At 65.9% G+C, this 23,741-nt stretch carries 23 protein-coding genes; 7 read left to right on the top strand and 16 right to left on the bottom strand.

Annotated features, from left to right (window positions below):
* The 7 genes from ACKI1H_RS23020 to ACKI1H_RS23050 form a co-directional block, all read right to left on the bottom strand.
* Window positions 1–1,353 (bottom strand): DUF1329 domain-containing protein, encoded by a 1,353-nt coding sequence (locus ACKI1H_RS23020; protein ID WP_440466471.1) that lies wholly within the window; start codon window positions 1,351–1,353, stop codon window positions 1–3.
* A 266-nt stretch (window positions 1,354–1,619) separates the two neighbouring features.
* Window positions 1,620–2,258, bottom strand: a complete 639-nt coding sequence (locus ACKI1H_RS23025; RefSeq protein WP_440466472.1) for a c-type cytochrome — start codon at window positions 2,256–2,258, stop codon at window positions 1,620–1,622.
* 2 nt (window positions 2,259–2,260) lie between these two features.
* Window positions 2,261–2,707 (bottom strand): c-type cytochrome, encoded by a 447-nt coding sequence (locus ACKI1H_RS23030; protein ID WP_440466473.1) that lies wholly within the window; start codon window positions 2,705–2,707, stop codon window positions 2,261–2,263.
* Between the two features lie 2 nt (window positions 2,708–2,709).
* Entirely contained in the window at window positions 2,710–3,231 is a 522-nt protein-coding gene (locus ACKI1H_RS23035; protein ID WP_425049014.1) for a methylamine dehydrogenase light chain, read from the bottom strand.
* An 8-nt stretch (window positions 3,232–3,239) separates the two neighbouring features.
* The gene (mauD, locus tag ACKI1H_RS23040) at window positions 3,240–3,875 is read right to left on the bottom strand and encodes a methylamine dehydrogenase accessory protein MauD (RefSeq protein ID WP_440466474.1); all 636 of its coding nucleotides are present in this window, start codon (window positions 3,873–3,875) and stop codon (window positions 3,240–3,242) included.
* Window positions 3,875–4,411, bottom strand: a complete 537-nt coding sequence (locus ACKI1H_RS23045) for a MauE/DoxX family redox-associated membrane protein (RefSeq protein WP_440466475.1) — start codon at window positions 4,409–4,411, stop codon at window positions 3,875–3,877. Before ACKI1H_RS23045 ends, mauD begins: the two co-directional genes overlap by 1 nt.
* Window positions 4,405–5,676 carry an amine dehydrogenase large subunit gene (locus ACKI1H_RS23050; protein WP_138525289.1) on the bottom strand — a complete coding sequence of 424 codons (1,272 nt, stop codon included), beginning with the start codon at window positions 5,674–5,676 and terminating at the stop codon, window positions 4,405–4,407. Before ACKI1H_RS23050 ends, ACKI1H_RS23045 begins: the two co-directional genes overlap by 7 nt.
* 276 nt (window positions 5,677–5,952) lie before the next feature.
* On the opposite strand from ACKI1H_RS23050, the gene qhpR reads away from it, so the two are divergent.
* The 5 genes from qhpR to ACKI1H_RS23075 all read left to right on the top strand — a co-directional run bounded on the left by qhpR (window position 5,953) and on the right by ACKI1H_RS23075 (window position 10,686).
* Window positions 5,953–6,948 (top strand): AraC-like transcriptional regulator QhpR, encoded by a 996-nt coding sequence (qhpR, locus tag ACKI1H_RS23055; RefSeq protein WP_440466476.1) that lies wholly within the window; start codon window positions 5,953–5,955, stop codon window positions 6,946–6,948.
* Between the two features lie 189 nt (window positions 6,949–7,137).
* Complete coding sequence (locus ACKI1H_RS23060; protein WP_440466477.1) at window positions 7,138–8,502, top strand: NAD(P)/FAD-dependent oxidoreductase; 1,365 nt, start codon at window positions 7,138–7,140, stop codon at window positions 8,500–8,502.
* 132 nt (window positions 8,503–8,634) lie between these two features.
* Window positions 8,635–9,378, top strand: coding sequence for a class I SAM-dependent DNA methyltransferase (locus ACKI1H_RS23065; protein ID WP_440466478.1), 744 nt, complete (start codon window positions 8,635–8,637; stop codon window positions 9,376–9,378).
* Window positions 9,379–9,470: 92 nt separating this feature from the next.
* Window positions 9,471–10,052 (top strand): helix-turn-helix domain-containing protein, encoded by a 582-nt coding sequence (locus tag ACKI1H_RS23070; protein WP_440466479.1) that lies wholly within the window; start codon window positions 9,471–9,473, stop codon window positions 10,050–10,052.
* A gap of 67 nt (window positions 10,053–10,119) precedes the next feature.
* Window positions 10,120–10,686, top strand: a complete 567-nt coding sequence (locus ACKI1H_RS23075) for an HD domain-containing protein (RefSeq protein ID WP_138525294.1) — start codon at window positions 10,120–10,122, stop codon at window positions 10,684–10,686.
* A gap of 8 nt (window positions 10,687–10,694) precedes the next feature.
* Here the strand turns inward: ACKI1H_RS23075 and ACKI1H_RS23080 are convergent, their stop codons facing one another.
* On the bottom strand, window positions 10,695–11,747 hold the full coding sequence (locus tag ACKI1H_RS23080) for a DUF2235 domain-containing protein (protein ID WP_440466480.1): 1,053 nt from the start codon (window positions 11,745–11,747) through the stop codon (window positions 10,695–10,697).
* 287 nt (window positions 11,748–12,034) lie between these two features.
* Between ACKI1H_RS23080 and ACKI1H_RS23085 the strand changes: the two genes are divergently transcribed.
* Window positions 12,035–13,195, top strand: a complete 1,161-nt coding sequence (locus ACKI1H_RS23085) for a GGDEF domain-containing protein (protein WP_440466481.1) — start codon at window positions 12,035–12,037, stop codon at window positions 13,193–13,195.
* Between the two features lie 93 nt (window positions 13,196–13,288).
* On the opposite strand, the gene ACKI1H_RS23090 is transcribed toward ACKI1H_RS23085, so the two are convergent.
* From ACKI1H_RS23090 to ACKI1H_RS23125, 8 genes are all read right to left on the bottom strand, one after another.
* Window positions 13,289–14,005 carry an SDR family NAD(P)-dependent oxidoreductase gene (locus ACKI1H_RS23090; RefSeq protein ID WP_440466482.1) on the bottom strand — a complete coding sequence of 239 codons (717 nt, stop codon included), beginning with the start codon at window positions 14,003–14,005 and terminating at the stop codon, window positions 13,289–13,291.
* A 27-nt stretch (window positions 14,006–14,032) separates the two neighbouring features.
* Window positions 14,033–14,518, bottom strand: coding sequence for a DUF2165 family protein (locus ACKI1H_RS23095; protein ID WP_138525297.1), 486 nt, complete (start codon window positions 14,516–14,518; stop codon window positions 14,033–14,035).
* 147 nt (window positions 14,519–14,665) lie between these two features.
* On the bottom strand, window positions 14,666–17,164 hold the full coding sequence (locus ACKI1H_RS23100; protein ID WP_440466483.1) for a TonB-dependent siderophore receptor: 2,499 nt from the start codon (window positions 17,162–17,164) through the stop codon (window positions 14,666–14,668).
* Between the two features lie 203 nt (window positions 17,165–17,367).
* Window positions 17,368–18,354, bottom strand: coding sequence for a FecR domain-containing protein (locus ACKI1H_RS23105; protein WP_440466484.1), 987 nt, complete (start codon window positions 18,352–18,354; stop codon window positions 17,368–17,370).
* Between the two features lie 5 nt (window positions 18,355–18,359).
* Window positions 18,360–18,869 (bottom strand): sigma-70 family RNA polymerase sigma factor, encoded by a 510-nt coding sequence (locus ACKI1H_RS23110; RefSeq protein ID WP_440466485.1) that lies wholly within the window; start codon window positions 18,867–18,869, stop codon window positions 18,360–18,362.
* A gap of 126 nt (window positions 18,870–18,995) precedes the next feature.
* Window positions 18,996–20,090, bottom strand: coding sequence for an NAD(P)-dependent alcohol dehydrogenase (locus ACKI1H_RS23115; protein ID WP_440466486.1), 1,095 nt, complete (start codon window positions 20,088–20,090; stop codon window positions 18,996–18,998).
* A gap of 226 nt (window positions 20,091–20,316) precedes the next feature.
* Window positions 20,317–20,985 (bottom strand): response regulator, encoded by a 669-nt coding sequence (locus tag ACKI1H_RS23120; RefSeq protein ID WP_440466487.1) that lies wholly within the window; start codon window positions 20,983–20,985, stop codon window positions 20,317–20,319.
* Window positions 20,982–22,376 carry an ATP-binding protein gene (locus ACKI1H_RS23125; RefSeq protein ID WP_138525303.1) on the bottom strand — a complete coding sequence of 465 codons (1,395 nt, stop codon included), beginning with the start codon at window positions 22,374–22,376 and terminating at the stop codon, window positions 20,982–20,984. Before ACKI1H_RS23125 ends, ACKI1H_RS23120 begins: the two co-directional genes overlap by 4 nt.
* 242 nt (window positions 22,377–22,618) lie before the next feature.
* Here ACKI1H_RS23125 and ACKI1H_RS23130 point away from each other — a divergent pair, with 242 nt between their 5' ends.
* Window positions 22,619–23,737 carry an efflux RND transporter periplasmic adaptor subunit gene (locus ACKI1H_RS23130; RefSeq protein ID WP_138525322.1) on the top strand — a complete coding sequence of 373 codons (1,119 nt, stop codon included), beginning with the start codon at window positions 22,619–22,621 and terminating at the stop codon, window positions 23,735–23,737.
* The last annotated feature ends 4 nt before the right edge of the window (window positions 23,738–23,741 follow it).

The raw sequence follows: 23,741 nt of genomic DNA on the forward strand, positions 1-23,741 counted from the left end.
TCAACGCTCGCCGCGACGGCGCAGCTCGTTGGAGTTGAACATCTTGTCGTTGACCCGTCCCTGCAGGCCGGCGGTGTCATCGAGGATCTGCCCTTCCTGGGTGAAGCCGTCGGCGATGTAGCGGCGGGCGATCAGGTCGTAGCTGACGTACTCGGAGCTGGAGCAGGCCTGGATGTTCGGGTCGGCCCACAGGCTGCCTTCCTGCACGCGCCACAGGTTGCCCTTGGCGTCATACATGTCGACGTGCAGCAGGTTCCAGCTGTCCTCGTCGAAGTAGAAGGTGCGCCGGGCGAAGGAATGGCGCTTGTCGGCCTTCACCGTGGCGTCGACCACCCACACACGGTGCTTTTCGTAGCGCTGCACGTCGCGGTTGAGGTAGTCGTTGCCGATCAGCTGCTCGTACTTGTTGGACTTGTCGACCAGGCGGAAGGAGTTGTACGGCACCAGCATTTCCTTCTTGCCCACCAACTTGAAGTCATAGCGATCCAGCGCACCGGTGAACATGTTGATCTGGTCGACGAAGTACAGGTTGTCGGAGCCGGCGATGGGGTTGTCGTAGGCGAACGAAGGCGCGAGACGCACACGGCGCTGGCCGGGGAAGTAGATCCAGGAGCTCTGCACCTTGCCCAGGAACGAATGCACCAGGTACATCTCGCCGGCACGCGACGACGGCGACAGCACCTCGTACAGCTGCTTGGCCTCGAAGCCCTCCACGTCGTTGGGGTCACGCACCGCCGCGTCGTTGTACGGATACCACTCGTACGCCCACTGCCTGACCTCGCTCAGCGCACCGCCCTTCTCTCTCAACAGGAAGGAAATCTGCGCCCGACGCCCCTTGGCCATGTAGCGCAGCTTGTAGTTCCACATCACCTCCACGCCGCTTTTCGGCACGGGGAAGGGAACCGTCGCGCCGGCAGCCTGTTCCAGGCTCCAGCCATCGCTGCCGATGCGCGCCTGCCCGGCGAAGGACTTGCTGCGCTCGGCCACTTCCGCCGGGATCGCGCAGCTGCGGTGGGTCGGGTACACATCCAGGCGGTAGCCCGGATAGGTCTTGATCAGCGCTGCCTGCCCTGCCGGCAGCAGCGCCTGGTACCGGGCCAGGTTGCCGGCATCGACGCTGTACAGCGGCTTGTCGCCGGCGAAGGGGTCGCCATGGCCCGGCGACCAGCCAGCCGGCGCCTGGATCAGGCCGCCACTCCAGGCGGGGATGCTGCCATCGGCGTTGCCCGCCCTCTCGGCGCCCACCGCGGTCAATGTGTTGCCCAGGTCCGCCGCGGAGGCGGCCTGCGCGGGGCCGGTAGCAAGGAGCGCAAACAGCGCACCACCCAACAGCGAAAGCGGGAGGTATCTCATGAACTTCTCCTGGAGGAGCTTTTTGTGGTTATCGGGAAGCAGTTCGAGGTGTCTCTGGTGGAGCCGCCCGCTCAAGGGACCGGGCCAGCTCCGTCTCTTCATCGAGTTCTTCTGTTCGTGCAGGCGACCGCCCCGGAGCCGGTGGAAAGCCGGCTCCAACCCTTCGGCCCGCCTGCAGGCAAAGCTATCGAATGCGCCGTGAGCGGAATTGCCAGCAGATGCCAGGGGCTTTGCCATCTGGTGCCAATCGCCCCGGCAACTGCCGCTCAATGCCCGACCTGTTGCGCGGCGGGCGTAGCGGGAGTGGAAAGACCGGCGAGGTAGTCGACGATGGCGCGGCGGTCCTCTGCGCTGCGGATCTGCAGGGCGATGCCGCGCATCCAGATACCCAGTTCGTCTGCGTGCTCCTCGCCGCCGCGCAACCCCCGCGTGTAATGCGTGAGCTGGCGTTCGATGTAACGGGCATCGAGGATGCGCAGGCTGGGCGTCTTCAGGTGGGCGAAGCCTTGCGCCTGCGGCCCGTGGCAGGCCGCGCAGCTGCCCTGGTAGAGGGCCTCGCCCTGGGCGCTGCCGGCGCCTGGGGTGGCGCTGGAAACAGGTGCGGGCTGCTGCGCGTAATGTCGTGCCAGCGGTTCGAGATCGGTCTCCACCAGCCCGGTCGCCACGGCGCGCATCTGCGCACCCTGGCTGTCCTGCGGGTCGTAGCCGCGCTGGCCAGCCTTGAAGGCCTGCAGCTGGCGGAGCAGGTAGTCCGCCTGCTGGCCGGCCAGGCGTGGCGCCCCAAGGGCGGCGTTGCCCTGCCCCTGGTCGCCGTGGCAGGCCGCGCAGGTTTCGGTCAGGTTTTCCGCACGCAGGTGGAAAGTGGCGGCCAGCAGGAGCAGGCCGACTGATAGGCATGGCTTCATGGTCAGTATCCTTCGCGTGTCTGTTGCGCTGGCTGGACGATGCGTTCGATCAGGTCGCGGCGGACCTGGGCGACATCGGCCGGGACATGCTGCCGCCATTGGTGCAGCTCAGCCCCGCTGTAGGGTTTGAAGTCGGCGGGCAACTGCTCTGGGTCGAAGCGCTCGAGCATCCAGTTGAGGACACCGGCCAGCGCTTCGTCGGAGAGCCCCGAGAGCGCCGCGCCGGGTACCTGCACCAGGTACTCGCGCCCGCCCGGCACGCTGAGGAACCTGCCGAGCTGGCCGGGAAACGCCGGCACCTGGCGTTGCTGGTTGCCGCTGCCGTCGGGCAGGTGGCAGCCCTGGCAGTTGAGCATGTAGTCCAGCTGCCGCTGCTCGGTCGCCGAGACGCCCTGTGCGCCCAGCAGCAGCGCGACGGGGCCGGCCAGCAGGGAGGCACGAACGGCCATGGCTACTCCTTCACCCCGATCACCACCGACAGCGAGCAGTGGTACGGCATATCGGCCTGGCTGCCGGAGCACCAGTTGAGGTCGTTGGAGCTCTGCGGGCGGTAGAGCGGGCGGTCACCTTCGTCACGCTGGCAAACGCAGCGTCCGCAGTTGCTCTTGCCGCAGCAGTCGTTGTACGAGATCACGTAGTCCTTGCCGTCTGATGGATTGCGGCAAGTGCCGATCCAGGTGATGTCCGAACGCACCGTGCCCGGCGGGCAGCTGTTCACCGTGCCGCCGCAGCAACTGCAGAGAAAGCCGTCGATGGCGCAGTAGCGCCAGTAGTCGCAACTGCTCGGATCGCCGTTCTCCACCAGTGCGGATGAGCCTGGTTGCGCAAAAGCGCTGCTGCGCAACACCGGCAGCAGCGTGGCGGCGCCGGCGCCCGCCAGCAGCGTACCCAGCCCGCCGAGGAAGCCCCGTCGCGAAGTGCCACGGGCGACCTTGCGGGTCAGGAGTTCGGCAGCTTCATCGAACCATCGGATGGCCATGCTCAGTGCACCTGCTTGTGGAGGGGTTGCTCGGTTGCGCGCTGTACGGCCTCGAAGTCCTGGATCGTGGCGAAACCCAGGTCGCGGGCCTCGAACAGGCTCTCCAGGTGCTCGCGGGTATTGATCAGGCCATGGGTGACCACGCTGCCGCTTGCGTCGATCAGCACGCCGTAGGGCAGCTTGCTGATCTGGTAAGCCAGGCCCACCTCCCGCGACAGCAGGTAGGGGAACTCCTGCAGTCGCTGCGCCTGGATGAACTCCTGGTGCGCCGCCGGTTCGCCATCACTGGCCAGCACCACCCGCAGGCGCGAGCGTTCCTGCTGACGGATGGCCTTGAGCACCGGCAGCAGGGTCTTGCAGACCGGACAGGTCTCGGAGAGGAAGAAGAGCAGGGTCGACTGGCCCTGGGCATTGCCACCGCCGAGACTGACCGAGCCGCCGGTAAGGCTTGGCAGGGTGAATGCAGGCGCCACCTCGCCGGCCTTGATGGCCTTGCCGAGGGACAGTGCGCCCACCGGGCGGATGCGCTCGTGCAGCAACCCGACCTGCCGCGCCAGGGCGAAGACGGCGAGAATCAGGGCAAGGTTCAGCAGCCAGGAGAAGCCGCTGGAGACGATCAGTGCGTAAGTCATGTCCATCACAGCTCCCTCAGGGATACTCGGTTGGAAATCAGCAGGTGGGCCAGCCGGTAAAGCACCCAGCTGCCCGCCAGAACGAAGGCCAGGGTGATGGCGTCGAACCACACCAGCGCACGGTCGCCCATCGGCACCAGCAGGGTCAGCGCCGGCAGCAGCAACAACAGGTTGCGCAGTACCAGCGCGCTGCCCGGCGGCTGCGGGCGGCCGCCGAAGTGGCAACCGCAGTCGGCGATGGGCGTGCCGCGCCACGCCACGATGGCCAGCACCAGCGCGTAGAGCGCCAGCAGGGCCACGGCAGGCAGCGCTGCGAAGGGTTGCCAGGGGCTGGCCAACACGGCGGCGGCGGCCAGCAGTTCCATTCCCGGCAGCAGGCTGGCGAGCCGGACCGGCAGCAGGTAGCCCAGGGCCGCGCGGTAGTCGGCGAAGATCAGGGCGAAACCCTGTGGATCACGCCGCTTGTGCAGACCGGCACTGCCCAGCAGCAGGCCGAGCGCGGCCGCGCTGGCCAGGTGCAGCAGAGGTTCGTCGATCACCATGGCGCCACCGCATTGAGGAAGCCCAGGGGAATGTCGCCGATGCTGCGCAGGTGCTTGCCGCTGTCCGCTTCATAGAGATTGATGCCCTGGCGCAACAGCGGTGTGAGGCCCTTCTCCCCTTCGGTCAGGTAGATCCAGGCGGTGAACAGGCCGGGCATCGGCACCATCCAGTCGAGGCTGTAGAGACGCGGCTGCTCACCCTGGCTGACGCCGATGGCGGTGCTCTGCTCGTTCAGCTCGATGCGGGCGAGGCGTTTCTGGCTGCGGGTATCGAACACCCAGACTTCGGTACCGGGCTTCTGATAGTTCTCCGGCTTGTCCTGGTGCATCAGCACGAACAGCCGGCCGCTGCGCTCATGCAACGCCGTGCCGTGGTTGCCGGCCACGCCCCAGCCGTCAGCGCGCTCGGAGTCGCTGAGCAGCGACCAGTGCTGTTTCGCTTCGACGCCGTCGGCAGTCATGCGCAAGCCATAGGCTTCGTTGTGCTGGGAAACGAAATACCAGGTGTCGCCCTGCCTCGAAGCGGTGGTCAGCAGCGCGTCCCTGAGCGGATCGAAGGCCGGCGCGGTGCGCTCCTGCAGGGCCACCTGGCCGCTGTCGTCCAGGCGCAGGTGGAAGAATCCGCCGTTGCCGCAGATCGAGTAGAAGTCCCTTGGACCGGCCGGGTAGAGGGACGCGCAGCCGGGGACGGCGACCTCGCCGACAAAGCGATCGTGCTCCAGATCGACCACCGAAATGGACTGCGCCGGGGTGAAGTTGAGCACCAGCAGGAAGCGCTCATCGTCCGAGAGCACGCTCAGGCCCGTGGAGATCAGCGCGGTCATGCGCTTGGGCGGGATGGCGATTTCGCGCTTCGGGCTCAGGGTGCGGGCGTCATAGACAGTCACCACGTCCGAACGGGTGCCGCGCACGCCACGGCTGAAGTAGATCTCGCTGGCGTAGAACTCGTCGCGCTTGTGCGACAGCACCAGGCCGTTGGACCACATGCCGGTGCTTACCTGGCCAAGGTTGCGGCCGTCGTCAGCGAACAGGTAGGCGCGGCCGTCGACCATGTTCGGGGCGTTGCTGCCCCAGATCCAGAACCAGTTCCGCCCCCGGTGGTCGCCCAGGGTTTCGACCCTGGCCTGCTCGGGAACGAACTCCGCGAGCGCCGGCAGCGCCAGCGCGGCCAGCAACAGACCGCCGATCAGGCGATGGGCGCCAGGGAATGATGGAAGCAATGGGCGTGACTCGGGCTTGCCCCGCCACGGCAGGCTGATTGGCATCTGTTGTTGTTCTCCTGGGATGCGGAATCGCTCGTTTCGGCGACCAGGAGAATCCGCCAGGGCGATGGTCCGCGGCTTGCCAGCAGGTGACAGAGTCCTTGGCATCTCACGCCAGCCGATGCGACGACGGGCAGCTTCTTCGCCCAGGGCGGGGTTACCAGCCAGTGCCCGAAGCGATTATCGTAAACAGGGCGTGGAAGCCCCGGCCGACTCGTTCGGCTGCGGGAGTTTGGGAACGGACAGAAGAACGACAAGAAAGATAAGGCTGTGGCACATATGAGATCGGCACGTACGGTGTTGTCCGAGAATTTCTTCCGTCGATTCAGGAGTTGCTTCGAGCCCTACCTCGGGCCGCTGGGCATCGATCCGCAGGTGCTGGAGCGGGCCGATGTGGAAATCCCCGGCGAGCAGTACGTCGCGCTCTGGGAGGCGGCAGCGCAATCCAGCCCCAGTGTCGGGATCGAACTCGGCATCCAGACCGAGGCCGACGACTTCGGCGCCCTCGGCCATGCTCTGTACTGCGCACCCAGTGTGGAGAAGGCGCTGAAGACCCTGCAGCAGTTCATCGTGGTCTTCGCCCAGGAATCGATGTTCGACTATGAACTCGACGGGCGTGAGCTGATCGTCGAATACCAGGTCACCATTCCCACCGTCGTGCAGCGCCGGCAGGACGCGGAATTCGCCATCACCTCGGTGCTGCGCATGCTGAACCTGATCACCAGCAGCAACCTGCGGCCGACCCGCATGGATTTCGAGCACGAGCGCCCTGCCGACACCTCGGTACACAAGCAGGTCTTCCAGTGCCCGCTGTACTTCAACCAGCCGAGCAACCGCATCCACTTCCCGCTGGAAACCCTGCAGCTGCCGGTGGTGCGCGGCAACGAGCGGCTATACCGTGCGCTGGAGCCCTACCTCGAGCGGGAGCGCCAGCAACGCGCTGTCTCGGACGAGCTGCTGTCCCAGGTCACCCGCATGATCGCCGCCGAGATGAGCAGCGGCGCGCCCTCGCTCGACGAAATCAGCGAGCAGCTGAATCTCAGCCGGCGCACGCTGCAGCGGCGCCTCAAGGAGCACGGCATCGAGTATTCGTCGCTGGTCGAGGATGTGCGCCGGGAGCTGGCCCTGGCCTACATCAAGGACTCGGACTACTCGATGACGGAGATTTCCCTGCTGGTCGGCTATGCCGAGTCCGGCTCCTTCACCCGCGCCTTCCGTCGCTGGACCGGCCACTCGCCGCAGCAATACCGCTCCACCGCCCTGCCCCGCTCCTGACCCCTGCCCTGGCGCCGAAAGTTGGCGCGTGCGGCCCAAAAGGCTGGCGCGCGCTGACAATCCAGCGCCACCCCGCGACCACTACCCTTGGACCAATCCGAGGGGCCCTGCCCGGCGCCGTGCCTTGCGCCAGGTACCCCGACGACCTTGCTTTGCCAATCAGCAGACCGACAAGAAGAGATTGAAAGCATGACCAGCCACAGCACACCGCTGCCGGGGAGCAAATCCTTCTGGCAGCACGACTACGGGCACTACGTGCCCAATCCGGCCCTGACACAGAACCTCAAGGTGGACGTGGCCATCATCGGTGCCGGCTTCACCGGCCTGAACACCGCCTGGCAGTTCCTCAAGGACAACCCCAGTGCCCGCGTGGCGGTGCTCGAAGCCGATGTCGTCGGCTTCGGCGCCAGTGGCCGCAACGCCGGCTTCAGCACACGCATGTTCGGCCTGGAGCCGGAGCTGGTGCTGCTGCGCTGGGGCCGGCAGAAGCTGATCGAGGCGCACCAGTACCTGGAAAAGGCCGTCGCCCATACCCGCAGCCTGATCGAGGACAACAGTCTCGACGCTGATTACCGGCACAACGGCCTGGTCCGCATCAGCTACTCGGCGCAACAGGCCAATCGACTGAAGAAAACCTACCAGCTGTTCCAGGACCTGGGCATCGACAGCGGCATGAGTTGGCAGGAACCCGCGCGGGTGCGCCAGGACTTCCACTCCGAGCGCTTCAACAGCGCCATCTATGAGGCCGGCACCGGCTACCTCAACCCGTGCAAGCAGGTCCGCGCGCTCAAGGGCCTGGCACAGTCGGCCGGGGCGATGATCTTCGAAATGACGCCGGTGACCCACATCGAGCGGACGGCGGCCGCGCTCCTGCTCACCACCCCCGCCGGCAAGGTCAGCGCCGACAAGCTCGTGGTGGCGACCAATGCCTATTCGCGGCAAGTCCCCGATACCCGCAGGTTACAGACCCGGCAGTTCCCGCTCTGGACTTATCAGGTCGTCACCGAGCGCCTGAGCGAACCGCAGTGGGAGAGCATCGGCTGGAGAGAACGCCAGTCCTTCGGCGACAACCGCCAGATGCTGCATTACTTCCGCCCCACGGTGGACGGGCGCATCGTCATGGGCGGCGGCGATGCCATCGTCTATCGCCAAGCGCCAACGGACGAGCAACCCTCGCCGATGAGCTGGGAGCACTGTGAGGCGCACCTGAAGTGGATCTACCCACAGCTCAGGGACGTGCGCATCGACTACCGCTGGGGAGGGCCGGTTTCAGTCAACGCCGACATGGTTCCCGAGATCGGTTTCGTCGGCGACGAGCGCATCGTCTATTCCGGCGGCTGCTTCGGCCACGGCGTGGCGCTGACGCACCTCAACGGGCGGACCATCGCCGACCTGCTCAACGGCCGCAAGACCGAGCTGACCGACTTCTGGATCGTCAACCGCCAGTCCATCGGCATGACCAGCGATACCCTCTCCTACCTGGCTGGCCGGACCGCCCGCCAGGCGCTCAAGGCCTGGGACTGGTGGGAGGAGCGTCACTTGCGGGGCCGCTGACGCCCCGGCCTGCACTGGCGGTCGATGAGCGCCGCCAGCGCAGGCGCGCCAGTCCGATTTCAGCGGAGAACGCCCACGGCTGATGTACCATGCCGCGCCGAAACCTTCGGCGAACCCTTTGTCTGGCTGCCTATGTCCTCCAACGCGCTGTACACCGACCTGTCCTCCTACTACGACCTGATGTGCGCCGACATCGACTATCAGGCGCAGAGCCACTGCGTGCGCCGCCTGCACCAGTTGTTCGGCAACCAGGGGCGCCGGCACCTGGACCTCGCCTGCGGGACCGGTCCGCACGTACGCCACTTCCTCGACTTCGGCTACCGCAGCGCCGGCCTGGACATCAACCAGCCGATGCTGGACATCGCCCGGCAGCGCTGCCCCGAGGCACATTTCAGCCGGCAGGACATGGCCAGCTTCCGCATCGAAGAGCCGCTGGACCTTATTACCTGCTTCCTCTACTCGATCCACTACAACCCCGGCGTCGAGCAGTTGCAGGCGTGCCTGGCGAGCGTGCACGACGCACTCGCGGAGGGCGGGGTGTTCTGCTTCAACAGCGTGGACAAGGCGCTGATCGACAACGACTCCTTCGTCCGCCATTCGGTGGAGCATGACGGCAGCCAGTTCACCTTCGGCTCGGGCTGGTACTACAGCGGCGCGGGCGAGCGCCAGGCGTTGCGCCTGAGCATCGAGAAGACCACGGCCGGTGAGACCCAGGCCTGGCAGGACGAACACGCGATGGTCGCCATGACCTTCGCTGAGCTGCAACACCTGCTGGAGCCGCTCTTCGAGGTGCAGGTCTTCGAGCACGACTACGAGCGGATCACGCCCTGGGCCGGCAGTTCGGGCAATGCTCTGTTCGTCTGCGTGAAGCGCTGAGTTCAGCACCAAGCGCGGGAGCATCGACCCAAGGCAATGATATTCACGCAATCCGGGCTATGCTGGCGCGGAACCGGACCCGATACCCCGCCATGACATCACCTTCGCTGCACAATGCCCCGCTCGGCCCCATGCTCAGGCGCTGGCGCCTGCTGCATCGCGTCAAGCAGAGCCACGCGGCCGGAATGTTCGGCGTCAGCCAGTCCACCATCTCGCGCTGGGAAGCCGGCATGCAGGAAGCCGAGCCGGAACAACGCGCGCAGATCGAAGCGCTGCTCCGGGCGCGCCTGGACAGCGCAGCGGACCACGCCCTGGCCCGCCTGGTCGCCAGCAATTCGCAACCCGTCCACCTGGTCTGCGACCTGACCCACCGCCTGCTTGCCTGCTCCGCCGCGCGAGCAGCGGAGTTCAGCGTTCCGCACACCGAACTGCTGGGTCGCTCGCTCTGGCCGTTCGTGACCGAGGCCATCGCCACCCAGGAAGCGAAGCTGGATGGGCTCGGCTGGCGCGAAGGCATCGCCGCGCCAGCGCTGGAGTTCGCCACCGGCACCAATGATTCGTTGCTGGTGCCCATTCGCCAGAGCCAGTGCCGCTGGACGCGCCTCACGCTGTCCGATGGCTCCACCGCACGCCTGGTCGAAACGCTCCGGGCAGATCGCTTCGCGCATATTTGATGCGTGGACAGCCGGCGGCCCCGGCGACAGGATGATTGCCCAGACGACTCACAAGGGGCCATCACCGATGAGCGAGCAGAACATCCAGGGCAAACTCGCCTTCCTCCGCGAAGCCGAACGACTCAAGAGCGTGCTGCGCAGCGCCCACACCTCCAGTGGTCGCCGCGAAAGCACCGCCGAGCACAGCTGGCGCCTGGCCCTGCTGGCGATGGTGTTCGCCGAGGACCTGGGCGAGATCGACCTCGGCAAGGTGCTGCAGTTGTGCATCATCCACGACCTGGGCGAAGCACTGGGCGGCGACGTGCCCGCAGTCGACGTGCTGGCCCACGGCAGCAAGGGCGACAGCGAACGGCAGGACCTGCTGCACATGACCTCCACGCTGGCGCCGCCGCTGCGTGCGCAGCTCATGGCCCTGTACGACGAGTACGATGCCGCTGCGACCGCCGAAGCTCAGGCAGTCAAGGCACTCGACAAGCTGGAAACCATCCTGCAACACACCCAGGGGCTGAACCCGCCGGACTTCGACTACGCCTTCAATCTCGGCTACGGCCGCCGCTATACCGACGCCACGCCCTTCCTCGCCTCACTGCGCGAAGTGCTCGACGAAGAAACACGCAAGCGCGCCGCCCGCTAGCGATTCGATTACCGGATCTTGCCCACCGGGGTGAAATTGCCGGTGAGATTGCCTCCCACCGTGTTCTTCGGCTTGTACTGGGGATCGTGCTTGAGGCGCTCCTCCACGCTGGGGTCGATGGCTTCCTGGCCGAAAGCGGTGTTGCCGATATCCCGGTAATACGGCGGGGTGAGCTGGCTGTAGGCGCCCCCCAGGAACTCCTTGTAGGAATTGGTGATGGAAGGGGTCGTGGTGGGAAGGCTCGGGGTCTTGCCGGTATCCACCGCCAGGCCGCACTCGCTCGCCTTGTTGATCATCCACACCAGCGCGATGTCCGACAGACTGTTGTTCGCGTAGCCACCACCAACGTTGGCGTGCGCACCGGAAAACCAGACCTGCTCCACGCGCTGGTTGGGCTTGCTTTTCGGGTCCCAGAGGGTGCACTGGTAGTTCTTGCGCCACTCGTCGATGGCCACGGCGTGGAAGGCGTTGTGGACAATCGAGCTGAGTTCGGTGTCGTGGAATTCGTAGTAGGACTTGTTGAACCAGTCGAACGACTCCAGCGGCACGCCCAGGGCACCCACGGTGTCCCAGATACCCAGCATGTGGATGGTGATCTCCCGCGAGAAACTGTCGCGAAAGAGCTTGGCGCTATCGGAATCGGCGCCCTCGTCGCGGGTGCGATAGAGGCCATACGCTTCGTTCGTCAGGTCGATGTGCTCGGGTTTGAGCAGCCCGGCGTTGCGGATCAGCCCGACCAGGCTGCGAGCCGTGTACGCCCCACGGCTGAATCCGAAGAGGTAGATCTGGTCACCGACCTCGTAGGTGCTGACCAGCTGCCGATAGCCATCGAGGATCTTCTCCGAGAGCCCCACGCCGAAGGCACCGCCGGCCAGGCGGTCGTACCACGCCGTGCCGACGCCCTGGTCGTACCACTTGTCCTGCTTCGTACCGTTCTTGTCGGCAGGGAGAATGGCAGCATGCAGCTTCCAGACATTGGTGCTTTTGCTGCCTTTGATCTCGGACTTCGCGTCCGGCGTATTCCAGGTCCCGTCAAAGGAAATGATGATTTTCTTGGGCATGTCCTGTCTCCAACGTCAGTGGCTCTGACTGCTCGAAACGTCCCGGTCCCTGACCCCGCCCCCGGTATCGTCCTCGACAGTGAACTGTAGCCCCAGGCCTGGGCTGCCGACAGAATCGGGAGAACCCTCCAGGAGCACGACCTGCTGGCAGATTGCCTTCCCGCAGCACATATGGTTAGGTGCTGTGGCCCTGAACGACTCCGCCGAGTACGCCAGGTGCGGCCCTGAGCGCCAGGTCCGCGCACCCGCCCCGGCCTCCCTTGCTACGCCTTCACTGACGCGAACCCATGGTCACCACTGTCATCCTCAGCATGCTTTGCGTGCACCTGCTCTGTTTCAGCGTGATGTTCCTGCTGATCAGCACACGGCTGAACGGCAAGAAAATGGGCATGGAAGTCTTCGCCCTGGGCAATCTCCTGCTGGGGCTCGCCTATATCCTGCAGTTGCTCGGCGGCCCGGCGAACTGGGGGATGACGAGCATCGTCAACCACACGATGACCCTCTGCGCCCCCGTCGCCTACGTCCTTGGTGCGCTGCGCTTCTTTGACCGCCCGACCGCCGTGTGGCGGCCATTGCTCACACTGGCTGTCCTCTACACGGCGTTGCAGGTTACGGTGCAATCCACACTCGGAAGTGAAGCGCGCCATGCATTGCTGGCAGCCTCGTGCGCGCTGCTGTTCCTGGGCATGACCGTGGGAGTGCTCTACGCCCGACAGAACGTCGCCAGGGACCTGCGCGTCGAAATGGTCGTATTCGCCGTCCTGATTGGCGGCATCTGCGCGCTGAACGCCGTGAAGTTCGTGATGATCCTCCAGGGTGGGCTGGCGGCGCTCGACATGAGCAGCGGCTTCCAGAAAGTCTTCTACCTCTACATGTCATTCCTGGGCACCGTGCTGCCCCCCTGTGCCGTCTGGCTGGTACTGCGCCGCCTGACGGATGAACTGCGCACCATGGCCGCCCATGACCCACTCACGCAACTGCTGAACCGCCGCGGACTGGTCGAGGGGCTGGAGGCGCACTTCCGCTCCCGCAGCGCAGGGCCGGCCTACCTGTTGATCGTGGACATCGACCATTTCAAGCACATCAACGACAGCCATGGCCACAAGGTGGGCGATCTGGTGCTGTGCCACGTCGCCCAGATTCTCAAGACCACCGCTCGCAAAGGTGATCTGACATGCCGGCTGGGCGGGGAGGAATTCGTGCTCGTCGGCCTCAACACGGACAGGACAGGCGCCCTGCAACTGGCAGAGCGCGCCCGCGCGGCGATCGAACAGAGTGAAGTGCCGGGCACGACGCCCAATCAACCGATCCGTTGCACGGCCACCATCGGTGTCTCGGAAGCCTTCACCAGCGCGCAGGCGCTCGATGAATACATGCAGCAGGCTGATAGCGCGCTGTACCGCGGCAAGACTTCCGGGCGCAATCGCGTCGAGAGTGCACTGGCGTAGCAGTCCCGAAATCAGACGTGCCCAGCCAAGCCGAACACCATGGAACTCCAGGCTGGGACGATCCGGATGACATCAGCGGCCCTGTAGAGACGGTCAGAAACGCTCGTCGCCCATAGCCGGCAAGGTCAGCTCGCGCACGAACGAGGAAGCGGACAAGCGCAGCAGCGCATCGACCAGGGTGACCACATCGTGCACGGGTATCAGCTGCCCTTCCCCGCGCGTGGCAGCCTCGGTCAGCGGCGTGGCGAGCGGATCGTCGGTATTCAGGTTGCCCAGTTGCAGCACGGTCACTGCCAGGCGCTGGTCGCGGAAGCTCTCGCGCAGTGCATCGGCCATGCCGTTGAGGGCGAACTTGGTGGCGCCGAACGCCACTTCCGGGCGGCCGCTCTGGCGCAGCGCGGAAGTCGAGCCGGTGAGGATCAGTTGCGGCCGGGCGGAACCGAGCAACCGCGGCACCAGGCGTTTGAGCAACAGCAAGGTGGCGGTGATGTTCACGTCGACCAGCGTGCCGATGGAGGCGTCGCTGTCGCCGAGGAACGAGTACTGCTCGCTGAAGGCGTGCTCCTCCCAGATGCCGACATTGCAGATCAGCACGTCGAGTTCGGCCGGCGTCTGCGCCTCGATCTGCGCGACCGCTTCCGCCGGCATGGCGAGGTCCGCTTCGATCCACTGCAGGTCGATGCCCGGCGCCATCGCCAGGGCATCCGGCCGCCGGCGCGACACGCCGATCAGCGAATCCCCCGGCTGAGCAATCCCTTCGAGCAAGGCGCGCCCCAGCCCCCTGCCCGCTCCCACGATCAGTATGTTCATCGGCATTCTCCCTGTACCCATGGCGCGTCAACTCCAGCGAAGGTTGAGGACGAGGAAGTTCAGCAGCACCCAGACGACCAGCACCAGGTGCGTCAGTTGCAGAGCCTCCTGGCGAATCCAGTAGCCGAACCACAGCCCGCCCAGCAGCATGGCGAAGAGGAAGGCCAGTGCCGCGCTCAGGGCAAGGTTCAGCCAGGGCCTGGCGGCTTCGAGTTCACCGCCCAGCAACCAGTGGTAGCAGCCCGTCCAGGCCGCAAGCACCGCCAGGGTCTGCAGCAGGACGACGACGATCATGGCCAGCCGATGCAGCGCCGGTGACGTCAGTGCACGCCGTAGCAGGGGAAAGTCAATCGCGGGTGGCTGGTGCAGCGGCGCCATCGCCATGGTCGCGCCGACCGCCGCGACCGAGCTGGAAAAGGCGTGCAGGTTGTTGATCAGCGCGATGCTCAGCCAGAGGCTGAAACCCAGGAAGCAGGTAGCCTGGAAAATCATCAGTGAAGCGTGGGTGTCCATACCGGGTCCTTGTGCGGTCATGTTCCGAAGGTGCCGGCCCACCGCTGGCGAACAGCGGCAGGCAGGCCCGGACGGACTCTAGGACCTCAACCTAGGTTGAGGTCAACACACATCAGGAGCGAAACCTGGCATCGGCACGTGCTCGCGTCAGAACGAACCCTGCAGGGTGACCATGAAGTTGCGCGGCTCACCGTAGAAGTTGCCCCAGGAAACGGCACCGACGCTCTGGTAGTACTTCTTGTCGAACAGGTTGTTGCCGTTGAGCGCGACGCTCCAGTGATCGTCGAGGCGGTAGCCCAGGCGGCCGCTGTAGATGGCGTAGTCGGACTGCACCGACTTCACGTTGCCGCTGCGTACGGAGGTGTCGCTCTGCGCCGTCACGCCCGCCCCCAGGCTCCAGCGGTCCAGTTCGCCGGCCAGCTGGTAGTCGGCCCAGGCACGGAACAGGTGGCGCGGGAAATAGCGGGTGGTGAAGGTCGGTTCCTGCGGGTTCTCTTCCGCGCTGTTGAGGTACTTGGTCTGGGTGTAGGTGTAGCCGGCCAGCAGTTGCAGGCGGTCGATGACCTCGCCGCTGACTTCCGCCTCGAAGCCCTGGGCGCGGACCTTGCCCACGTCGGTGTAGCAGTAGCCATCGGAAGAGCCGAGGCAAGTGGTGTCGTAGTTGGCTTCGGCGCGGTGTTCCTCGATGGTGCGGAAGAGGTTGAAGGCGGTGTTGACGCGGCCTTCCAGCAGCTCGCCCTTGATGCCCAGCTCGTAGCTGGCGCCGGTCTTGGGTTGCAGCGGGCTGCCGGATTCGTCGGTGTAGGTGCTCTGCGGCTGGAAGATGTCCGCGTAGCTGGTGTAGACGGACCACTCATCGTTGAGGTCGTAGATCAGCGCCGCGAACGGCGTGACCTGGCCGTTCTCCTGGCTGCGGTCGTGCTGCCAGTAATCCCAGGCCTGGGTGTAGGAGTCGCGGCTGTTGCGGTACCAGCTGACGCGCGACCCCAGCACCGCGGTCAAAGGCTCGGCCAGCTTCAGGCGAAGGGTGGCATAGGTGCCGAATTGGCGGGTATCCGACTCGGTGGGTTGCGGCCCGCCCCGGTAGGAGTTGGGCGCATAGAAATCATCCGCCGGCTCGGGAATGTGCGAGTTGGGATGGAACGGGTCCTGCGAGGTACCCAGCAGGCTGGTCATGTTGATCAGCGCGTAGTGATCGTGGGTCTTGGCTCGGCTGGCGTTGGCGCCGACGGTCAGCTCGTGCTGCAGGCCGAAGGCTTCGAATTTGCCGTCCAGGTAGGCATCGAAGCCGTAGTCGGTCTGGTCGTAGTCGAACAGCCCGGAGTACACCGAGGAAGGCGCCGAGGTCGCCCCCGGCGTGACGCCGCCGGGGGTCTCGGACAGGGCGTACTTGATGTCCTGGTCGTTGTGGGTCCAGACGCCGGCGAACTTGAAGGCCCAGTCCTCGTTCAACTGGTGGGACAGGTCGGCGAACAGCGTGGTGCGCTCGCTTTCCCAGCTGTTCCAGGAAGCGCCCAGGCAGGTCGAGCGGCTGAGTTTCAGGTCCTTGCCGTTGCTGTAGCGCGGCAGGCCGTGCCAGCAGGGCGTCGCATCCAGCTTCTCGTAGGCGACGCCCAGGCCCACGGTGGTATCCGGGGTCACGTCGTAGTCCAGCGCGCCGTAGAGAATCTGGTCATTGCGCTTGCCGACATCGTAGAAATACTGGCGATCCTGCAGCGCCACCACCGTGCGGCCACGCAGGGTGCCGGACTCGTTGAGCGGGCCACCGGTGTCCACCTGGCCGCGGTAGTTGTCCCAGGAGCCCGCGGAGAGCGACAGCTTGGTCTCCGGCACGCTCTGGCCGCGCTTGCGGACGAAGTTCACCCCGCCGGTGGAGCTGCCCGAGCCCTTGAGCATGCCCGCTGCGCCCTTGAGCACCTCGACCCGGTCGTAGAAGGCCATGTCGCCGGAAAAGCTGTTGGCCTGCACATACTCGCCGCCCACATCCAGCGGCACGCCGTCGTACTGGTACTGGCCCTGCATCATGAAGCCACGGGAGTAGAAGTACTTGCCGCCCATGGGCGACTCGTAGACGGCGATGCCCGGTGTCTTCTCCATCGCCTGCTCGATGGTGTTGATGTTCTGGTCGTCCATATAGCGACGGGTCAGCACCGTCACCGATTGGGGTGTCTCACGCAGGCTGTGCGCGCCCTTGCCGATGGTGACCGCACGGGTGCTGTAGGCGTTGGTGCCTTCGGTAGTCGGGTCCAGCCGCTGGCTGGAAACGGTGGTGGAATCCATTTCCAGCACCGCATCCGAAGGTGTCGGCACCAGGCCGTAGCCGCCGTTTTCCAGGCGGCGCACCGTGAGGCGGGTGCCCGAAAGAATACGAGCGAAGCCGTCCTCGATACCGTACTCACCGTTCAGCCCGCCACTGCGTTTGCCTTCGGTCAGCCCCGCATTGACCGAGATCGGGATGCCGGCGCGCCGGCCGAATTCGCCGAGCACCTGGTCCAGGGGGCCGGCAGGGATAGCGTACCGCTGGGTGCGGGTGGCCGCAGTTTCTGCCTGCACCGGCATGGCGGGGAGCACGGTGAGCGCGGAACAGGACAGCAGGGCGAGGCCGAGCGACTGGCGCAGGGCGCGGGTGATGGGGTGAAGCGTCATGGGCAGAGGGTCCGTTTCTCGTTGTTGGCCCGCAGTAGCGAGCAGGGATTTATCCCTAGGCCAAGCGAGAAACGAAAACCTGCCGACTTTTCGAGAATTATTTTCATTGGTGTTTTTTTGCAGCGCCCAGCGGCCTGTTTCAGCGCGATCAGCAACCTTTCTTCTGCTGTCCTCGCCTGCCTATTTCCGCGGCGCTCGGCTCCTTAGCGCGGCCCCACTGTTACCCAATAACGGGTGCGCCGCTGGACCGTCACCGGCAGGCTGTCCTGCAGCATGGCCAGCACCCGATCGGTATCGGCCAGCGGATAGGAGCCGCTCAGGCGGATGCCTGCAACGGCGGAATCGCAGCGCAGCAGGCCGGGACGATAGCGGTCCAGCTCGGCGAGGAAATCGCCCAGGCGCATGCGCTCGGCCACCAGGTAGCCATCGACCCAGGCGCCGCCATTCGCTTCCAGCGCCTGCGGAGCGCTGACGCCAGCCATGCTGATGCGAGCCTGGGAACCCGCCTCGATCACCCTGGCCTCGCCGCCGGCCAGCGAGCTGGCAGCAACACGCCCCTGAGTGACGGCCAGCAGAGTGCTGCGTCCGTCTTCGTCGCGGCGGACGCGGAAGCGCGTGCCCAACGGTTGCAGCACCGCATCGCCGCTGACAACCTGGAACGGCCGCCCGGCGCCCTCATGAGCGGTGAGAATCTCGATTTCGCCGTAACGCAGGCGCAGTTCGCGTACCCGGTCGGTGTAATGCAGGTCGACCGCAGTCGCGGTGTTGAGCCACAAGCGCGTGCCATCGGGCAGCGTGCGCTGCGTTCGCTCACCGGTGCCGGTGCGATAGTCCGCCATGGCACCCTGAACCCACTGCGTGTCGCGCCCCTGCCAGGCAAGCCCGCCGAGCAGACCGAAACCGACCAGCACCTTGAGCGCCTTGCGCCGGTCCATCTCGTTGTAATGACGGCGGCCGGCCAGCTGCCGCGCCATCGGGTCGGCCAGTGCGCCGGCATGACGCTGCAGGCCGAACGGGATGCTGCTCAGGCGCTGCCAGGCGCGCTCATGCTCGCTGCTCGCCTCGCGCCAGACCAGCAACTGGTGCTGCTCGACCTCGCTCATGCAGCCCGACTGGGCCAGGGTGAACCAGGCAATCGCCTGGTCGCGGATGACAGCGGAGATGGGCCGGGAATCGTTGTCGCGGGACATGGTGGTCACTCGAACCGGCTCGCGTAGCACGCCGCAAACGCCTTGTTCATCGCCTTCTGCACCTGGTTGACGCTCAGCTCCAGACGCAGCGCGATCTGCGGGTAGGTCAGGCCGTTGAGCTGGGACAGCAGGAAGATTTCCCGTACCCGTGGCACGAGGCCTTGCAGGAGTTCGTCGATCTCCACCAGCGCTTCGATCAGCAGCAGGCGCTCTTCCTCGGAGGGTGCGAAGGCTTCGGGCCGCGCCGCCAGGGCTTCCAGGTAGGCACGCTCGACCGCCTGACGGCGCCAGCGGTTGATCAACAGGCTGTTGGCGATGGTGGCCAGGTAGGCCAGTGGCTGGCGCAGATCAGCGATGGCGCTGCGCGAGCGCATCACCCGCACGAAGGTATCCTGCGCCAGGTCCTCGGCATCGGCGTACTCGCCCAGGCGGCGGCGCAGCCAGCCCTTCAGCCAGCCGTGGTGGGCAATGTAGAGCCGCTCAACATCCCGTTCGAATGCCCGCTCGCTGTCCATGAACGTCCAGTTTTGTTAAACATGATAATCGTTCTCAACAATACTGGATTTGCCCTGCCCCGTGCAATCGAGCTGAACGCTGTTGGGTTTGACCGCCTGCCGGAGGCGGCCATTCCCCTCCCCACGTCAGGGTTTGATGGCGATCTTCAGCACACCGTCGCGCTGATGGGCGAACAGGTCGTAGGCGTTGACGATGTCGTCGAGCGCATAGTGGTGCGTGACCAGCGAGCCGAAGTCGGCACGGTTCGACTCGATGATGCTCATCAGCCGGCGCATGCGCTCCTTGCCGCCGGGGCACAGGGCAGTGTTGATCCGGTGGTCGCCCAGGCCGGCGGCAAAGGCCGAGAGCGGGATGTGCACGTCGCTGGAGTAAACCCCCAGGCTCGACAGCGTGCCGCCCGGCTTGAGCACTTTCATCGCCTGCTCGAACGTGCTCGGCAGCCCCAGGCATTCGATCGACGAATCGGCACCGCGCCCACCGGTGAGCTTCATTACCTCTTCCACCACGTCGCACTTCGTGAAGTCCAGGGTGACGTCGGCACCCATGCTGCGGGAGATGTCCAATCGGTGCTGGTTGCCATCCACCGCGATGATGGTCGAGGCGCCCAGCAGGCGCGCGCCGGCGGTAGCGCACAGGCCGATCGGCCCCTGGGCGAAGACGACCACGGTGTCGCCGATGCGGATATTGGCGTTTTCTGCACCCTTGAAGCCGGTCGACATGATGTCGGGGCACATCAGCACCTGCTCGTCGGTGAGGCTGTCCGGAATCGGCGCGAGGTTGCCTTCGGCGTCCGGCACGAGGACGTACTCGGCCTGGGTGCCATCGATCAGGTTGCCGAAGCGCCAGCCGGCGGTGGCCTTGTAGCCATGGCAGGCGCAACGGCCACTCTCGACCAGGTAGCTGCCGTCCTGCGAGGGCACGCCGTCCTGCGCGGCATAGGAGTTGAAGTTCGGGCAGATCGCGCCGGCAATCACGCGCTGGCCCTCGCGGTAGCCCTTGACGGCGCTGCCGAGTTTCTCGATGACCCCGACCGGTTCGTGGCCGACGGTCAGGCCCCTGGCCACCGGGTATTCACCCTTGAGGATGTGAACGTCGGTGCCACAGATGGTGGTCGTGGTGATGCGGATCAGTGCGTCGTTGGGGCCGACCTCGGGGATGGGCTTGTCCGCCAGTTCGATTCGCCCAGGTTCCACGAAGATCGCCGCTTTCATCATTGCCATCGTTGTTTCTCCTCGCTTGGAATGCGCCATGGATGCACAGGGCCGGGGATCGCGCAGAGCGCTCCGAGGCCGAACGGACCCAGTGTGCTTGGCCGGAATGAAGTCCCGTTGACGCATATCAAGTACGGGGAAAGCTCACTCATCGGCCTGCCTGCCGGGAACGCTGGCGGGCTGATAGAGCATTGATTGGAATCGCCAGAAAACAAGGCATGGACCGATCAGGTGCCTATTCGCACTCCAGGCTGTAGCCCACCCCGTAGACCGAGCGGATCGGGTCGACCTGCGGGGTGATGGCGGTCAACTTGCGCCGCAGGTTCTTCACGTGGCTGTCCACGGTGCGGTCGGCGACCACCCGGTGGTCCTGGTAGATGTGGTTCATCAACTGATCGCGCGAGAGTACCTGCCCCGGCCTCGCCGCCAGCGCGGCGAGCATGCGGAACTCTACCGGCGTGAGGTCCAGCGCGATGCCCTGGTAGCGCGCATGGAAGGTGCTGGCGTCCAGCTCCAGCCCGAAGCTCGACGCCTGGGTACCGGTGCGCCGCAGCACGGCCTTCACCCGCGCCACCAGCTCGCGCGGCGAGAAGGGTTTGCAGATGTAGTCGTCGGCGCCCAGCTCCAGGCCAAGCAGGCGGTCGATCTCGTCGACACGGGCGGTCATCATGATGATCGGCAGGCGGCTGAAACCACGCAGCTCGCGGCAGATATCCAGGCCATCGCGGCCGGGCAGCATGAGGTCCAGCAGCATGAGGTCGTAGTGCTTCTGGCGGGCCGCCGGGACCACTGCCAGGCCATCGGCGAGGTGCTCCACCGCGAAACCGGCAGCACGCAGGTAATCCCCCACCAGTGCGGCCAGCTTGGGTTCGTCTTCCACCAGCAGAATCTGTCCCTGGCTCACGCTTCACCTCCAGCAACCGGCAGTTCCAGGGTCAGCAACAGGCCGCCCAGTGACGAGGCCTTCGCACTCAGTTTGCCGCCGTGTACCTCGGCGATGCCCCGACAGATCGCCAGGCCCAGGCCGGTGCCGCCGCTGGCACGGTTGCGCGAGCGCTCGGCGCGGTAGAAACGCTCGAACAGGCGCTCCAGCGAGGCCGCGTCCACGCCCGGCGCGCTGTCCTCGCATTGCACCAGCACGCGCTCCCCTTCGCGCAGGGCGCGCAACACGGTGCGACCGCCGCGATCAGTGTAGCGCCGGCTGTTCTCCAGTAGATTGTGCAGCAACTGGCCCAGGCGCGACTCGTCGCCCAGCACCCACAGGGGCTCCTCGGGCAATTCCACACTCAGTGCCAGCCCACGCTCGGCGAAGCTCGCACCGAAGGCCTCGGCCACTACTGGCAGCAAGACCCGCAGGTCGATGCGTTCGCGGCGATAGGTCGGCCCGCCGACTTCGGCCAGGGACAGGTCGAACAGGTCATCCACCAGCTTGGCCAATGAGCCGACTTCCGCCTGCAGCGAGCGGATCGCGGCACCGTCCAACGGGCGGATGCCATCTTCCAGCGCTTCGAGCTCGGCGCGCATCACCGCCAGCGGAGTGCGCAGTTCATGAGAGATATCGGCCATGAAATCACGGCGCATGCGTTCGTTGCTGGCAAGGGTGGAAGCCATGCGGTTGAAGTCCCCGGCCAACTGCCCGGCCTCATCGTCGGAGCGCACCGGTACCTGGATTTCATAGTCGCCGGCAGCCAGCCGATGGGTGCCGCGCGCCACCTCGCGGATCGGTCGCAGCAGCGCGCGGCTCAGCCACCAGGCGATCACCGCCGTGCCCAGCAGGCAGGCCAGGCCGACCAGCAAACTGGAACGCAGCTGGTTGAGCTGGAAGCGCCGGTCACCGACGCTGGTGACCGACTGCAGCGGCGCCAGGGCCATCCAGCCGACCGTGCGCCCCTGGAAGCGAATGGGCCGCAGCAGCATGTCCTCGGGCGCCGCCTGGTAGCCGATGATCGGGCGGCGCTGCTCGTCCAGCAGCGCGAAACGGACGAACGCACCGGTGAGGTCCGACACCGTCAGCAGGCTGGCGTCGAAGGCCTTGTCCGGCGTGATGTCGTCCGGGCGCAGCAGTTCGAACCACTGCTCCCTGTCCTGGCGGATGAAATCCCAGCTGCGGTGCTGGGCGTAGGCCCGTTCGATGCGCGGCACCACCAGGTCCATGCGCTCCTCGCCCTGCTGGTTGAGGTAGCCGAGGAAGCCGTACTTCAGGCTCAGGTACGCGGCGAAGACCATGCCGAGCACGGCGAAGGCGCAGACCGTGAGCATGGCCAGGAAGAACTTGCTGGAGAGGCTGATTTTCATGGCACCGCCGGGCAATCGAAACTGCCGACATTGAAGCGCGCCGCCCCGCGCGCAGCAAGGCGGGGCAGGCAATCTCCGCGGTTTCTCCCAGATGACTGCACATTCCCTGCACATTTCCCGAGCAGCCTGAAAGCCTGAAATTCATTAGGTCCGGAGCCCCACGGATGTCTTCCTTCGCGCTTAACCTCTCCCCACTCTCTCCATTGGCCCGCGCCCTGCTGCTGGGCGCCGGCCTGCTCGCCATGGCCGGCTGCCGCGACTCAGGCCCCGCCCAACCGCCTGCCCTGGTCCAGCAGGTCGGCGTGTATCACGTCACCAGTGGCCCACAAGCCTTGAGCATGACCCTGCCCGGCCGCGCCAGCGCGCATCTGGTCGCGGAAATCCGCCCGCAGGTGGGTGGCATCCTGCTCAAGCGCCTGTTCGAGGAAGGCGCCACGGTGAAGGCCGGCCAGCCGCTGTACCAGATCGACCCGCAACCCTACGAAGCCGCGCTGGCCCAGGCCGAGGCGACGGTCACCTCTTCCCGCGCGACGCTCAAGGCCGCCGAACTGAAGGCCAAGCGCGATGCGCAACTGGTGAAGATCGACGCCATCAGCGCCGAGGACAACGAAAGCGCCCAGGCCTCCCTGCTCGAAGCCCGCGCCAGCCTGCAGTCGGCCCAGGCTGCGCTGCGTACCGCGCGCATCAACCTCGGCTACACCAGGATCAACGCGCCTATCGACGGCCAGACATCCACCTCCTCCGTCACCCCGGGCGCCCTGGTCACCGCCGAGCAGACCACCGCACTGACCACCGTGCAGCAGCTGGACCCGATCTACGTCGACTTCACCCAGCCCAGCAGCACGCTGCTGCGCCTCAAGCGCGAGCTGGCCGAAGGCAAGCTCGCGCCCGCCGAGCAGAAGGACGCCACGCGCATCAGCCTGGAGCTGGAAGACGGCAGCACCTACGGCCATGAAGGCACCCTCACCTTCAACGGCGTAAGCGTCGACGAAAGCACCGGCAGCGTCACTCTGCGCGCCCTGGTGCCCAACCCGGACGGCCTGCTGCTGCCGGGCATGTACATCAAGGCGACGTTGCAGGAAGGCGTGCAACAGGACGCCATCCTCGTGCCGCAGCAGGGCGTGAGCCGCGATGAGCGCGGTGACGCTACCGCGCTGGTGGTGGTGGACGGCAAGGTCGAGCAGCGCGAGCTGACCCTGGCCCGTGCAGTGGGCAACCGCTGGTGGGTGAGCAAGGGCCTGAACGAGGGTGATCAACTGATCGTCCAGGGCCTGCAGAAGGTGCGCGTCGGCCAGGAAGTCCAGGCCGTCGAAGACAGCGCCGGCACCAGCCTGACCGCGCAAACCGACAGCCACGACTGAGGCA

The organism is Pseudomonas sp. YH-1 (assembly GCF_051990045.1).
Taxonomy (GTDB): Bacteria; Pseudomonadota; Gammaproteobacteria; order Pseudomonadales; family Pseudomonadaceae; genus Pseudomonas; species Pseudomonas nicosulfuronedens.

Coding starts and splice junctions, on each gene's coding strand:
- ACKI1H_RS23020 (WP_440466471.1), bottom strand. CDS start 1,353: ATGAGATACCTCCCGCTTTCGCTGTTGGGTGGTGCGCTGTTTGCGCTC.
- ACKI1H_RS23025 (WP_440466472.1), bottom strand. CDS start 2,258: ATGAAGCCATGCCTATCAGTCGGCCTGCTCCTGCTGGCCGCCACTTTC.
- ACKI1H_RS23030 (WP_440466473.1), bottom strand. CDS start 2,707: ATGGCCGTTCGTGCCTCCCTGCTGGCCGGCCCCGTCGCGCTGCTGCTG.
- mauD (WP_440466474.1), bottom strand. CDS start 3,875: ATGGACATGACTTACGCACTGATCGTCTCCAGCGGCTTCTCCTGGCTG.
- ACKI1H_RS23045 (WP_440466475.1), bottom strand. CDS start 4,411: ATGGTGATCGACGAACCTCTGCTGCACCTGGCCAGCGCGGCCGCGCTC.
- ACKI1H_RS23050 (WP_138525289.1), bottom strand. CDS start 5,676: ATGCCAATCAGCCTGCCGTGGCGGGGCAAGCCCGAGTCACGCCCATTG.
- qhpR (WP_440466476.1), top strand. CDS start 5,953: ATGAGATCGGCACGTACGGTGTTGTCCGAGAATTTCTTCCGTCGATTC.
- ACKI1H_RS23060 (WP_440466477.1), top strand. CDS start 7,138: ATGACCAGCCACAGCACACCGCTGCCGGGGAGCAAATCCTTCTGGCAG.
- ACKI1H_RS23065 (WP_440466478.1), top strand. CDS start 8,635: ATGTCCTCCAACGCGCTGTACACCGACCTGTCCTCCTACTACGACCTG.
- ACKI1H_RS23070 (WP_440466479.1), top strand. CDS start 9,471: ATGACATCACCTTCGCTGCACAATGCCCCGCTCGGCCCCATGCTCAGG.
- ACKI1H_RS23075 (WP_138525294.1), top strand. CDS start 10,120: ATGAGCGAGCAGAACATCCAGGGCAAACTCGCCTTCCTCCGCGAAGCC.
- ACKI1H_RS23080 (WP_440466480.1), bottom strand. CDS start 11,747: ATGCCCAAGAAAATCATCATTTCCTTTGACGGGACCTGGAATACGCCG.
- ACKI1H_RS23085 (WP_440466481.1), top strand. CDS start 12,035: ATGGTCACCACTGTCATCCTCAGCATGCTTTGCGTGCACCTGCTCTGT.
- ACKI1H_RS23090 (WP_440466482.1), bottom strand. CDS start 14,005: ATGAACATACTGATCGTGGGAGCGGGCAGGGGGCTGGGGCGCGCCTTG.
- ACKI1H_RS23095 (WP_138525297.1), bottom strand. CDS start 14,518: ATGGACACCCACGCTTCACTGATGATTTTCCAGGCTACCTGCTTCCTG.
- ACKI1H_RS23100 (WP_440466483.1), bottom strand. CDS start 17,164: ATGACGCTTCACCCCATCACCCGCGCCCTGCGCCAGTCGCTCGGCCTC.
- ACKI1H_RS23105 (WP_440466484.1), bottom strand. CDS start 18,354: ATGTCCCGCGACAACGATTCCCGGCCCATCTCCGCTGTCATCCGCGAC.
- ACKI1H_RS23110 (WP_440466485.1), bottom strand. CDS start 18,869: ATGGACAGCGAGCGGGCATTCGAACGGGATGTTGAGCGGCTCTACATT.
- ACKI1H_RS23115 (WP_440466486.1), bottom strand. CDS start 20,090: ATGGCAATGATGAAAGCGGCGATCTTCGTGGAACCTGGGCGAATCGAA.
- ACKI1H_RS23125 (WP_138525303.1), bottom strand. CDS start 22,376: ATGAAAATCAGCCTCTCCAGCAAGTTCTTCCTGGCCATGCTCACGGTC.
- ACKI1H_RS23130 (WP_138525322.1), top strand. CDS start 22,619: ATGGCCGGCTGCCGCGACTCAGGCCCCGCCCAACCGCCTGCCCTGGTC.